The 12668-nt window shown below is 55.1% G+C and carries 14 protein-coding genes and 1 riboswitch; all 14 genes read right to left on the bottom strand.

Translation table 11 applies throughout. From position 1 onward, the window contains the following. Window positions 1–47 precede the first annotated feature (47 nt). Window positions 48–260 (bottom strand): F0F1 ATP synthase subunit C, encoded by a 213-nt coding sequence (gene atpE / locus BBD41_RS16525; protein ID WP_007128780.1) that lies wholly within the window; start codon window positions 258–260, stop codon window positions 48–50. 102 nt (window positions 261–362) lie between these two features. After that, complete coding sequence (gene atpB / locus BBD41_RS16520) at window positions 363–1124, bottom strand: F0F1 ATP synthase subunit A (protein WP_099478236.1); 762 nt, start codon at window positions 1122–1124, stop codon at window positions 363–365. A gap of 35 nt (window positions 1125–1159) precedes the next feature. Then, the gene (locus BBD41_RS16515) at window positions 1160–1537 is read right to left on the bottom strand and encodes an ATP synthase subunit I (RefSeq protein ID WP_007128782.1); all 378 of its coding nucleotides are present in this window, start codon (window positions 1535–1537) and stop codon (window positions 1160–1162) included. Beyond that, window positions 1530–1763 (bottom strand): AtpZ/AtpI family protein, encoded by a 234-nt coding sequence (locus BBD41_RS16510; protein ID WP_099478235.1) that lies wholly within the window; start codon window positions 1761–1763, stop codon window positions 1530–1532. The genes BBD41_RS16515 and BBD41_RS16510 overlap by 8 nt, the downstream gene beginning before the upstream one ends. A 175-nt stretch (window positions 1764–1938) precedes the next feature. Further along, entirely contained in the window at window positions 1939–3096 is a 1158-nt protein-coding gene (wecB, locus tag BBD41_RS16505) for a non-hydrolyzing UDP-N-acetylglucosamine 2-epimerase (protein ID WP_077568446.1), read from the bottom strand. A gap of 91 nt (window positions 3097–3187) precedes the next feature. Beyond that, window positions 3188–3817, bottom strand: coding sequence for a uracil phosphoribosyltransferase (gene upp, locus BBD41_RS16500; protein WP_007128785.1), 630 nt, complete (start codon window positions 3815–3817; stop codon window positions 3188–3190). A 314-nt stretch (window positions 3818–4131) separates the two neighbouring features. Further along, on the bottom strand, window positions 4132–5382 hold the full coding sequence (locus tag BBD41_RS16495; protein ID WP_099478234.1) for a serine hydroxymethyltransferase: 1251 nt from the start codon (window positions 5380–5382) through the stop codon (window positions 4132–4134). A 283-nt stretch (window positions 5383–5665) separates the two neighbouring features. Beyond that, window positions 5666–6250 (bottom strand): TIGR01440 family protein, encoded by a 585-nt coding sequence (locus BBD41_RS16490; protein WP_099478233.1) that lies wholly within the window; start codon window positions 6248–6250, stop codon window positions 5666–5668. A gap of 73 nt (window positions 6251–6323) precedes the next feature. After that, window positions 6324–6782, bottom strand: a complete 459-nt coding sequence (gene rpiB / locus BBD41_RS16485) for a ribose 5-phosphate isomerase B (RefSeq protein WP_099478232.1) — start codon at window positions 6780–6782, stop codon at window positions 6324–6326. 112 nt (window positions 6783–6894) lie between these two features. Then, window positions 6895–6976, bottom strand: a riboswitch (ZMP/ZTP riboswitch). A gap of 155 nt (window positions 6977–7131) precedes the next feature. Next, the gene (locus BBD41_RS16480; RefSeq protein ID WP_099478231.1) at window positions 7132–7719 is read right to left on the bottom strand and encodes a low molecular weight protein arginine phosphatase; all 588 of its coding nucleotides are present in this window, start codon (window positions 7717–7719) and stop codon (window positions 7132–7134) included. A 183-nt stretch (window positions 7720–7902) separates the two neighbouring features. Next, complete coding sequence (locus BBD41_RS16475) at window positions 7903–8466, bottom strand: manganese efflux pump MntP (RefSeq protein ID WP_099478230.1); 564 nt, start codon at window positions 8464–8466, stop codon at window positions 7903–7905. 88 nt (window positions 8467–8554) lie between these two features. Further along, window positions 8555–9688 (bottom strand): L-threonylcarbamoyladenylate synthase, encoded by a 1134-nt coding sequence (locus BBD41_RS16470; protein ID WP_418304234.1) that lies wholly within the window; start codon window positions 9686–9688, stop codon window positions 8555–8557. Window positions 9689–10199: 511 nt separating this feature from the next. Next, window positions 10200–10895, bottom strand: a complete 696-nt coding sequence (gene spoIIR, locus BBD41_RS16465; protein WP_077568452.1) for a stage II sporulation protein R — start codon at window positions 10893–10895, stop codon at window positions 10200–10202. A gap of 336 nt (window positions 10896–11231) precedes the next feature. Beyond that, window positions 11232–12422, bottom strand: coding sequence for an FtsW/RodA/SpoVE family cell cycle protein (locus BBD41_RS16460; RefSeq protein ID WP_077568453.1), 1191 nt, complete (start codon window positions 12420–12422; stop codon window positions 11232–11234). Between the last annotated feature and the right edge of the window lie 246 nt (window positions 12423–12668).

Below are 12668 nucleotides of genomic sequence, written 5' to 3'. Positions count from 1 at the left end.
AAGGCGCGGATGGCATCGGCCCTCCCCGCCAAACCGTTGTATTGTTATTAAGAAAACATGATCAAGAACGCGATTACGGTAGCCGCCAAAGGAATAACCTCGACGATACCAACACCGATAAACATCGTCGTTTGCAATTGACCGCGTGCTTCCGGCTGACGAGCGATAGACTCAACTGTTCTGCTTACGATCATACCGTTACCCAAACCTGCGCCAAGAGCGCCAAGACCTACTGCAATAGCTGCTGCCAAAAATTCCATTGTTAAATATCCTCCTTAAAATTGGTTCATAATAGAGTGGTAGTGCTATAAATATATCTCTTTCGAAAAACACCGCTGTCACGGCGGATTCGTCCGAGTGAATCAATGCTCTTCATGAATCGTTGTTTGCGAAATGTACACCATGGTCAAGATTGTAAAGATAAACGCTTGCAATGCTCCGATGAAGATACTGAAGCCTTGCCATGCGGCCATGAACGGAATACCGAAGAATCCGGTTTTCAGAATGACCGTGATCAGAACTTCCCCTGCGAAAATGTTCGCGTACAGCCGGATTGCGAGAGCGATCGGCTTCGCCAGGTTCTCAATGATGTTAAGCGGCAGGAAGATCGGGAATGGTTCGATATAGTGCTTCAGGTAATGCTTGCGGTTCAGCTTCAAGCCGAGGTAGTTCATGAGCACAAACACGACAATCGCAAGACCCGCCGTAACGGAAATGTCCGCTGTCGGAGACTTCCACCACAAGACGTGGGCGTAGTGTCCGTGTTCAAGACCGATCGTAGCCTCAATCGGTATACCGAAGACTTCGAAGTTTTCCGGCAAATCGGTGATAATCGAGAACGGCAAGCCGAGCAGGTTCGCTACGAAGATGAATAGAATCAGAGTCAGGCCCAGCGATATGTACGCCTTCCCCTTCTTCAGATCCATAGCGCTTGCTACGACACCCTGCACAAATTCCACTACCCATTCCATGAAGTTCTGCAGTTTGGAAGGGTTTTCGACAGATAGATTCCGAACGGCCAGACGCACAAGCACAAAGACGATGATCCCTGTAACCAGCAGCATCATGACAGCGGATAGATCCAGACGGAATCCACCTAAATCAATAATCGGTGATTCATGCATAGAATTATTTTCACCCCTTTCCAAGTTAGCGCTGATCAATGATTGTTTCTCAAACTGAATACAATGCTGACAGGAATGGTCAACAATTGGGGGATGAACAGACCGGCGATAGCGCCGCCGAGCGATACCTGTTCGAGCTTCGCCGCGAAGACAACGATCAGAAAACCGATGCATAGTCTCGTGATAAAGCCGAAGTTGTATCTTTTCGGTTCAGGATTGACAGCCAATTGTGCCAGCTGCTGCACTTTCATGGAAAGGAAGCGAACATTAAACAATCCCGCCGCCATCCCCATGATCATCCCCACGATGACGGGGCGATATTCCGGGTAAAGAGCCCATCCCAGAAACAAGGCAGACAATAAGAGCAATGATACTCTAAAAACAGCGTTCACAATGGAAGTCAGATCATTCACTTTGTGCCCCCAGAAATCTTTTAATGAGAAGAGCAATATTCAAAATCCCTATAAAGAGCCCTAAAACGGTTCCAATCGCCAACCAGTATCTGGGCCCGTCCAGCCATTCGGCCAGCCACCTGCCTGTCAAAAAACCGATTACGATATACACGGCCAGTAATCCTCCGGCCCCGCTGATATACAGCGCTATCAACCAAGGGTGGTCTTGACTATTCGGATTTTTCATATAAACCTCTAATCCCAACTCATTTTACTGAATATGACAAGACTTTGTCAATGAATCGATTTTTTGATTTTCCGTGTAAAATCGGGCGTTTTGGGCTGCCTAAACTGCGCAAAACGCCGCGGTAACCGTACAGTTCAACTGTATGCTGTCCCCTTGCGAATCAGAATGCGGCAAACTATGCCTTTGTGAACATTCTGTGAAATTCTTCAGGGCGTTCTTTGAGGATGCCAAAATGGTGCAAAATCGCATTGACAATCCGCTGGGAGGCTTGTCCATCGCCATATGGATTGGCCGCCTTGCTCATCTTCTCATACAGCGCGTCATCCGTCAGAAGAGCCTTAATCCGACTATATACCTTTTCTTCTTCAGTTCCTACCAGCTCCAGCGTTCCGGCCTCAATGCCCTCCGGACGCTCGGTCGTATCCCGGAGCACCAGCGTCGGTACGCCGAAGGAAGGCGCCTCCTCCTGCATGCCGCCGGAATCGGTAATGATGAGGTGCGTATGCGCATAGAAATTGTTCATGTCCACTACATCCAGCGGTTCAATCAGCTTGATGCGCGGATGGTCGCCCAGAATCCGGTGAGCCGGCTCTTTCACCGCAGGACTCGGATGAACCGGATAGACGATCGCAATATCCTCGAACTCATTGGCAATGCGCTTCACAGCCTCGAAAATCTGACGATGCGGCTCCCCGTGGGATTCCCGGCGGTGTGCCGTCATCAGAATCAGACGCTTGCCTTCGGCCCAGTCCAGCACCGGATGCGTATAATCGTCCCGTACCGTGTATTGGAACACGTCCGTAGCCGTATTGCCGGTTACGTAAATGCGCGACTCCGGCTTGTTCTCTCTGCGGAGATTGTCCGCGGACCATTCGGTCGGCGCGAAATGGACATCCGCCAACACGCCGGTCAGCTGCCGGTTCATCTCCTCCGGATACGGAGACAGCTTGTTCCATGTCCGAAGGCCGGCTTCGACGTGGCCGACCTGGATCTGCTGCAGGAAGGCCGCATAGCTCGCCAGGAACGTCGTCAGCGTGTCGCCGTGCACGAGCACGATATCCGGCTTAGCCTCGCGCAGCACCGGTTCAAGGCCTTCCAGAACGCGAACGGTGATTTCATTTAATGTCTGGCGCTCCTTCATGACATCCAGGTCATAGTCCGGAACAATCTTGAACACCTCGAGCACCTGATCGAGCATCTGCCGGTGCTGTGCCGTAACGCACACCACGGATTCGATATGCTCTGGGTGACGCTGCAGCTCCAAAATGAGCGGCGCCATCTTGATCGCTTCAGGGCGCACCCCGAATATGGTCATCACTTTCACTTTAGACATGGCTGATATTACCTCTCCTTATCATCCTTGCTTCCGATCCCGCCGGCACCCTGGTCAGGCAAGCCGGTTAGCGGACAGTCAGCGGATTCTATTATTTCGTCCCGTAGAGCCGGTCTCCCGCATCGCCCAGTCCAGGTACGATGTAACCATGGTCGTTAAGCCCCTCGTCCAATGCCGCAACATAAATATCCACATCCGGGTGCGCTTCCTGAACCGCCTTAACGCCTTCCGGTGCGGCTACGAGATTCATCATTTTAATCTGGGTGCAGCCCCGCTTCTTCAAGACATCGATCGCGGCAATCGCGGAGCCTCCCGTGGCGAGCATCGGGTCGATCACGATCAATTCCCTCTCGGTCACGTCGGTCGGCAGCTTCGTGTAGTACTCCACAGGCTGCAGCGTCTCCGGATCCCGGAACAAGCCGACGTGCCCGACCTTTGCTGCCGGCAGAAGCTTCACCACCCCGTCCAGCATGCCTAAACCGGCACGCAGAATCGGCACCAGCCCGAGCATGCGGCCCGAGATGACCTTACCTTCGGTTTCGGCGACCGGGGTTTGGACGGAAATCGTTTCAAGCGGTACCTCCCGCGTGATTTCATAAGCCATTAATGTCGCGACCTCATCTACTAGCTCGCGAAAATCTTTTGTGTTAGTCCGCATATCGCGAATAAATGTTAGTTTGTGTTGAATCAACGGGTGATCACAAATCACCAATTTTCCCATGTCAGGTCCCTCCGGTTGGATACAAATATGTTTTCAATATGGGCGTATAATATGGTAAGCTCCATAAATCCTGTCTATTATATCATTCCCTCCGGCCATTTGACACCCGCATAGGTCATGTTTCTTTCGACTCGAAGGGCGTGTTAAAGCTCCTCGCCACCCACGCTATATACGATTCCCATTATTTCCAACAAAGATGCTCCCTCCATGGAATCCAACGACCTGCTCCAGCAGCCGCAAACCCTCCATGTGCAAAAAAAGGGTATTCCTGCAGGTTCAATAAACCTGAGGAATACCCACCTCGTCGATCCTGATTAGTACTTGAGGTCCGGATACAGCGGATACTGCTCCGTCAGCTCGGCAACCATACGGCCTGCTTTCTCGAGCGTCGCCTCATCCTTCGGCGCCTTCAGCGTCATCGCAATGATCTTCGCGATGGTGACCATGGCCTTCTCATCCATGCCGCGCGACGTAACCGCCGGCGTACCAATCCGAATGCCGCTGGTAACGAACGGGCTGGTCGGGTCGAACGGAATCGCATTTTTATTGACGGTGATGCCGATCGAATCCAGTACCTTCTCCGCATCCTTGCCGGTGATGTCCAGATTGCGCGTATCCACCAGCATCAGATGGTTATCCGTTCCGCCGGAAACGATGTTCAGGCCTTCCTCAATCAGCGTGTCGGCCAGCACCTTCGCATTGTTCACGACATTTTGAGCATAGGTCTTGAAGGACGGATCCAGCGCTTCGCCGAGAGCAACAGCCTTCGATGCGATGACATGCATCAGCGGTCCGCCCTGCGATCCCGGGAATACTGCCTTGTCAATCGCTTGCGCCCAAGCCTTTTTGCACAGGATCATGCCGCCGCGCGGTCCGCGGAGCGTCTTATGCGTCGTTGTGGTAACGAAATGCGCGTACGGAACCGGATTCGGGTGAAGACCAGCCGCAACAAGTCCTGCGATATGAGCCATGTCGACCATAAACAGCGCGCCGACATCGTTCGCGATCGCGGCCAGCTTCTCGAAATCAATGATGCGCGGATAGGCGCTGGCACCGGCAACGATCAGACGAGGGCGATGCTTGAACGCCGCTTTGCGGACTTCATCATAATCAATGAGGAACGTGTCTTCTTGAACGCCATAAGCGACGAAATTGTACAGCAGGCCGGAGGCATTGACCGGGCTTCCGTGCGTCAGGTGACCGCCATGGGCAAGGTTCATGCCAAGAACGGTATCGCCGGGCTTGAGCGCTGCGAGATACACCGCCATATTCGCCTGCGCGCCGGAGTGCGGCTGCACGTTGGCATGATCGGCGCCAAACAATTCCTTCGCCCGGTCGCGTGCGATATCCTCGACGATGTCCACACGCTCGCATCCGCCGTAGTAGCGTTTGCCAGGGTAGCCTTCCGCATATTTATTGGTGAGGACGGTGCCCATCGCTTCCATGACCGCTTCGCTGACAATGTTCTCCGATGCAATCAGCTCGATATTGCTGCGCTGGCGCTTCAGCTCCAGCTCCATCGCCTCAAGTACAGCAGGATCGTTCTTACGCAAATGTTCCATCATTATTTATATCCTCCTATGATCCAAAATCTTGCTTAAAATATTTTGTTTCCATATTACATAAGGCCAACGATCGAGCAGGGATGCGGGGCAAGTGCGTGAATTTTTTTCACAATCGCTGCTGCTCCCGGATTTTCTTCATCCTTGGAATGGGATCCAAGGCAGAATCGTTAACAAAGGCACACACGATCATGGAGTCGAAATCATTTCACTCTCCTGCCGGCATTTCCCTCTTCGTTAGTCCTACAAACAAGCAAACCAGATGTCGAGCCTCATTCCAAACGAATCAATTGCATGATCCGGAATCCGCATCCGGCACCTGACGATAAACGGCCCGCTCTCCGCCGATCAGCTTGGGCCGGGTATATGCGGCCGTAACCCGCGCCTCCCCGATGTACCGTTCGCTCGGCCTAAAAGGAACCGCGACGCTGCGAAGATGCATGCCGATCAGCGTCTCGCCGATGTCGATGCCCGCATGCGCCTGAATGGATTCCGCCAGGCAAGGCTGCTTCATGCTGCGGTAGGCGCTGGCTGCCATGGAGCCGCCGGCTCCCGGAATCGGCACAGCCGCCACTTCCGTCAAGTCAAGCCGCTCAAGCAGCTCGCGCTCGACGACCAGCGCTCGGTTCAGATGCTCGCAGCATTGGAAGGCCAGCGAGAATCCGTACTCCGCCTGAACCTCGGCAATGCCTTGAAGCAGCTGCTGCGCCGTCTCCAGCGCGCCGCCTGTTCCGATCCGCTTGCCTGCAACCTCGCTCGTGCTCACGCCGACGACCAGCACCTTGCCCGGTCCAAGCTTCGCCGTCTCGGCAAGCTCGCGGACGATGCGGGCGGTCTGCTCGTTTAAGGAAATGTTGGAAGCATCGCTCATGCCACAGTCCTCCCTTAATAGTCTCAACGTCGCTTCATGCCCTAAGTCCAGCGCCTTTCCGGAGAGAAACGTCCTATCCGTTCTTGAGGTAGCGTTCCTCGATCGCCTTGATCTTGTTGACGCGGCCGACATGACGCTCGCCGTGGCTAAACTCGGTTGTCAGCCAAGCATGGACGATTTCCGCGGCAAGGCCGGGGCCGACTACGCGTTCGCCGAGCGCGATCACATTGCTGTCGTTATGCTCGCGCGTTGCTTTGGCCGAGAACACATCATGCGTCAAGGCGCACCGGATTCCCGGCACCTTGTTCGCCGCAATGCTCATGCCGATGCCGGTCCCGCAGATCAGAATGCCGCGATCGGCTTCGCCGGACACGACCTTCTCGCATACCGGCAGCGCATAGTCCGGATAGTCGACGGAATCGGAGCAGCCGCAGCCGAGATCCTCCACCTCATGTCCAAGGCCGCGAATAACCTCCATGATTTCCTCTTTCAGGCGAATGCCCGCATGATCCGTGCCTAGTGCAATTTTCATCGATGAAACCCCCTCATATGTTCGCTTTCGCGTGATTAGCTTGTTTCATTATAACCCAAATATCCCGCAAAAGACGAAAAAAGAGCAGTCGGCGCACACGTAGTGCTCCAATGCTCTTTGCCCAGGCGACCGGCCGTATACTCCGGTGCTCCACCGTGGTTTCATCCACTTCGTCGCCAGTTACACCGGATCTATTGTTGTTTCCCCTACATCTTAAATCAATCGCCGAGGAAAGGCAAGCGGCTTTTTTTGCATCGCCTGCCTGCCGCGCCTTACCTTCCTATGTGTCCCGATGCTCAGGTCATCTGCTGTTCTCCCGCAGGTGCTTGGCGAATTCCCCGCAAAGCGATTATGCCAAACCGCCCGCATTCAGCTTGTCCAACAAACGAAACAATGCCGTCCGAATCTCGGCTGCGGTCGCTTCATACTCTTCCTTCGTGCCGCCGAACGGATCCGAGATATCAAAGCTCGGAATGCGCTGGCGAAGCTCGATCAGCCGTTCACGGTCCCTGTCGCTGACTTCTTGACCGAGGGATCGGGCCAGCTCAATCGATGCGTATAGACTGTCCTGCTCCTGCAGATCCGACAGTACCTTGCTGTCATCCTCAACATATTCCTTTAATGTATGCATTTTGTCAGCAGCGTGAGGAAACTGCCGAATGGCATATTGCTTATGCGATTGGGTCAGGGTCAGGACAAGATCGGCCCATTCCACGAGCTCCGAGGTGAGCGGCTTGGATACGAGCTCGTCCCGGATATCCTGATCCCGAAGCACGGATTCCGCATGATGGGATACCGGCATGCCTTCTATCGCCGATACGCCGGCGGATCGCACCTCCACCGGAATGCCCCGCTGCTTGGCCAGCTTGCGCAGCATCCCCTCGGCCATCGGACTGCGGCAGGTATTTCCGGTGCAGACAAACAGTATTTTTTTCACAGTCTTAAGGCTCCTCCCGTCAGTATTAGGTCCATACGGATATTGTATCAAATCCCATCACAAATTTCGCCAATTCGGTATTACTCGGAAAATGATTCCTTATAAGGTTGCGAGCCTTCCGATCAACAAGCCCCTGCATCCATCCCATATTCCATATCCGATTCGCCTTAACGGCCGTCCGTATTAAACAATAAACATCACGCCGAACACAACCAGAATAAGTCCTCCGAGCATCTCGCCGTACTCGCCCAGCTTGCTGCTGACCTGACGGCCCAGCATCAAACCGAGAATCGACATCAAGCCGCCGACAACGCCGAAGGTTACAACGATCAGCGTCACATCATGCACGAACATGCCAAGCGACAATCCGACCGAGAACGAATCAATGCTGACGCTAAGCGAGAACAACAGCATGCCCAGCAGCGCGGACGGATGGACGAGCCTGCCCTCGCCCCCGCGAAAGGCGTTGTGAATCATATGGCCCCCGAGCAGGACCAGCAGCCCGCCGGCGGCAAGCCCGGTAACCTGTCCCAGCAATAATCCGACATAACGGCCGGCAGACAGCCCCAGCAGGGGCATCAGCATATGAAACAGGCCGATCAGAAAGCTCATGCCCAGCATATGACGATAGCGCAGCCCGCCTCGCAAACCGACTCCGATGCCAAGCGAAAATGCATCTAGCCCAAGTGCAACCGCCATGAGCAGAATCGCCGCAAGCTGTCCCGATTGGACAGACGCCTCCAACATGCCCATTCCCCCAAGTCCCATGGTCTTGTACACCTTATGCGGACAAGGGATAAATGATGCCTAATCGGCCATCAAAAAAAGGCTGCGGTTAATGATCCACGTCGATCACACGATGCCCCGCCGCCTTCAGCAGCCGGTTCATCACCGCGGCGCCGAGGCCCTCTTCAGGACAGGCTTCCGCCAGAATGAAGGTGGCGCCGGCCTCGTCGAACCGGCGCAGGCCGGCGTACAGCCGGCGGGCCGCTTCCTCCGGCGCGGCCTGGCGGCCGAGCGGCACGGCCACGTCCGCGCGGTAGCGACCGATGTGCTCGTCGAACGACAGCACACCGGTCACCTCGCCGCGGCGGGCGGCGGCCTCAAGCTCGGCCGCGATGCGGGCCGCTACCGCGTCGGCGTCGCGGCCCTGCACCACGCACATCGCGCCCTTCGGCGCGTAGTGCGTGTACTTCATGCCCGGCGAGCGGGGCGCCGGGCTCTCCGCCTCCCCGGCGGCGCTTGTTAGCGCCGGGTCGAGGCGCACGCTTGCCGCTACCGCGGCAAGCTGCTCGGCCGTGACGCCGCCCGGGCGGAGCACCGTCACGGCACCGTCCTCGCCGGCTTGCACAACCGTCGACTCGACGCCGACCCCGGCAGGGCCGCCGTCAAGCACGCCGTCGATCGCGCCGGCCAAATCCTCCAGCACATGGCCCGCGAGCGTAGGGCTCGGCCGGCCGGAGCGGTTCGCGCTCGGCGCGGCCAGCGGGCATCCGGCTGCGCGGATCAGGGCGAGCGCAGCGGGGTGGTCGGGCATGCGAACCGCGACCGTGTCCAGCCCTGCCGTCACCCGGGGCGACACGGCACCCGGCTTCACAGGCAGCACCAGCGACAGCGGTCCCGGCCAGAACGCCTTCATCAGGGCACGCTCGGTATCGTTTATCCGAAGCGCCAGGTCATCCAGCTGAGACAAATCCGAAATATGCACGATCAGCGGGTTGTCCGACGGCCTTCCCTTCGCCGCAAATATGCGCTCAACCGCCTCCGTGCTGCCCGCATCGGCGCCTAGCCCGTAAACCGTTTCCGTCGGGAAGGCGACAAGCCCCCCGCCTGCCAGCACACGGCCCGCTTCATGCAAGGCCTGCTCCTCCTCCGGGGTGCGGCTTCCGGATTCCATCGATTCACTGTCGATACGCCACACCTTCGTCGGTCGGGACTGCGCATCGACATGCTCTCCGTGATGTTCCATTTGGCGGCTGTCCTCGCGGCCGCTTGCAGTATGTTCCATTTCCTATCCCAAGCTTTCTGTTTATGAAATATATTAACCATCATGCACGCGCTTTGTTGAAGCCCATCCGGGAACGGCTTTACAAGCTTGTCCAACGGCTTCCGTTTCCATTGCCTTGCCTGCCGGTATTGAAGACTTCGCACGCATCGATCGATCCGCAACGAAGCATTCATCCCGAATATAAAAATATCGTCACGTCTATCGAAGTCCTTCAAGAAGACAGACGCATACCGCAGCAGTTTGGCGCAATATCAAGCAGCAGATCCCCCAGAAGCTTACACGCTCCGATATTTAAAAAAAGCGCTTCGATTCTTTAGTCCGGGTCCCGGGTCACCACCCGGGCAGCCGGCCGTTCTAAAGAGAAAGCACTCTTCTATATAAAAGTGTATCACACTCGCCTCGGATTGAAAATCGATCGCCTGCATGTCCTTCTATCGCTCTTACCTAATATCATTGCGATACATCCGCTAGATTATCCAAATAATCCTGCTACCCAATTCCAAATGCCGATGAACATATCCCATAAGAAAAACCGAACTTCGGGCTCGGAATCGCCCGCATTGACTGGCTCATCCGGCTGACTATTACCCGCTTGCGCCGAGACGGTCTGGACTCCGGCATCCGCCGGCTGTGCCGCCGCATCTCCGCTGCCCCCGTCGATGAAGCACAGCGGCGGGAACAACACGCACCACCAGTTCTGTCCCTGTCCCTCGCCAAGCGTGATGCGCACCGCATCATAATCGCCTGCCGGATAGACCGTGCCGCCGTACAGCTTCGTTGGAAATGGTACGACTCCGAGTTCCACATTGTAGCTGTAGGTGATTCCCCGTTTTCTCAGCTCCTCGCCGACCAGCTGCCGAATTTCCGGCAGATGCCGGGTCGTCAGCACCTTGGCTTCCTCCAGGCTCTGCGGGTTGTCGAGTTCCTGGACCCACAGCTGCATCTGCTCCACGACCGCATCGCGGATTTCCCGCTTCACGAGCTGATCGGAGGGGCTGTCGGAATTGGCCAAGATGCGCAGCCGGATCGATTCCTGAGGAATCGGTCCCCCCACAACGGAAGCATCAATACGCTGGCCTTCCCACACGGTAATGACCATAAACATACAGGATAAGAGCAAAATCATTTTTTTCACGATAATACGGAGGGTTTCGCTATAATGGTTCATCTTGGACAACCGCCTCTCTATCAACCGATAATCTATGATGCTATCAGTATGTCCGGCCTCCGAAGATCTAAACGTGAATCTAGCAATTTATTTTAAAAGATAATAGAATCGCCTCGGGTGGTAGGGTCTTCAAACCGCATCTCCTGTCGTCACTCCAATTGGTTACTGCCCTGCCATGGGTCTGTCCGGACCGAGGTTTCAGCCATAACAAAAAAGAGATGCTACCCTCGGAGGACAACATCTCTTCATAAATGTATTTGCACATTTCAGCTTCTTCTGCTTCAAGATAGGCCATTTCGGACAATCCGTTTCGCACCACTGCACAATGAACAGGGCTTACGCCTGTTTCGCCACCGTCGACCGGTGCGCATGGGGATCCGGCATATCCTCGTCGATCTCCCGGCCGTGCAGCTTCACGCTCATGGCAACCCCGAGGCTCGCCATGCTGATTACGAGCGATGTTCCCCCGTAACTGATAAACGGCAATGTAATCCCTGTCAGCGGCATGAGGCCGATAAACATCCCGATATTCTCAAAGATTTGGTATAAGAACATGGACACGATCCCTATGATGAGAAACGGACCGGCACGTTCACGCGACTCCAGCGATATTAGAATCATCCGATGGATCAGAATGAAATAGAGCAGGAGCAGCACGGAAGAGCCGATAAACCCGTATTCTTCCGCAATCTGCACGAAGATGGAGTCGGAATAGGTATACGGTACCCGTCCCGATTGCACCGAGGTCCCCTGCATAAAGCCTTCCCCGGTCATGCCGCCGGAAGCGATCGCCAGCTTGGCATTGTGGGTGTGATAGCCGGCCCCGGCGTTGTCCGTCGTCTCGGGCATCAGCCATGGGTCGATCCGGTCGAGCCAGTGCGAGCGGCTCCCTTCCTTCATGAAGGCCGTAATTTCGTCATGGTAATGAATGTAAGCCTGGATTCCGCCGAAAGCAGTGCCGGCAACGAGCACCAGACCGATCAGCGCATGCGATAATTTGACATTACCAATCCACAGCAGCCCCATCAAAATGATGACGTAGCTGAGCGCATTCCCCAAGTCGTTGATGCCCATGACGAGCACGAAGGGAATAAACGCCAGGAAGCCGACCGGAATGACATCGCGGATAAAGGAAAGCTGCGATTTATTTTTCTTCACCAATATAAAGGTCAGGAAGATGATCAGCACCAACTTAAACATTTCCGCGGGCTGCAGGCTCGTAAATCCCAGATTGATCCAACCCTTCGAGCCGTTAAGCGTTGCCCCGAAAAACATAACGTACACAAGCAGCAGTAGGCCGCCGATATAAATGTACGTTGCGTGTTTAATGAGAACGCGGTAATCCAACAGGCTCATACCGAAGAAAGCGATAAAGCCCGCAATGTAGAAGATGAGCATCTTAATATGGTACCCGTCCCAATCAGCCGATCCGATGGTTACGCTGTATAAGGAAGTAACGCTGATGATCATCAGCATGACAAGGACGGTTACGACAACAAAGTCTATCTTTTTAAATTTCTGAAGCATGCCTTTGATCCCCCTGTGCCGGAGCGAAACCGCTCCGATGTGCCTTACCGGCCATATAACGATCTGCCCGGATAAAAAGTTTGGGCTCTCCCGGCCCATACCTGGCGCATTAGCCATCGCCCCAACAGCCTTTCAAGGATGCGGGCGGACGATAAGACAGAATACGAACCTTATGAGCACGAACGGATCATGAGCATGAGAAGCCTGCACGGGAAGCGGCGGATTTCCGCAAGTAAACCCATGATC

Source organism: Paenibacillus ihbetae (assembly GCF_002741055.1).
Lineage (GTDB): Bacteria > Bacillota > Bacilli > Paenibacillales > Paenibacillaceae > Paenibacillus_AQ > Paenibacillus_AQ ihbetae.
Note: the sequence above shows the minus strand (reverse complement) of the source record. Positions and strands in the feature narration are given on the sequence as shown.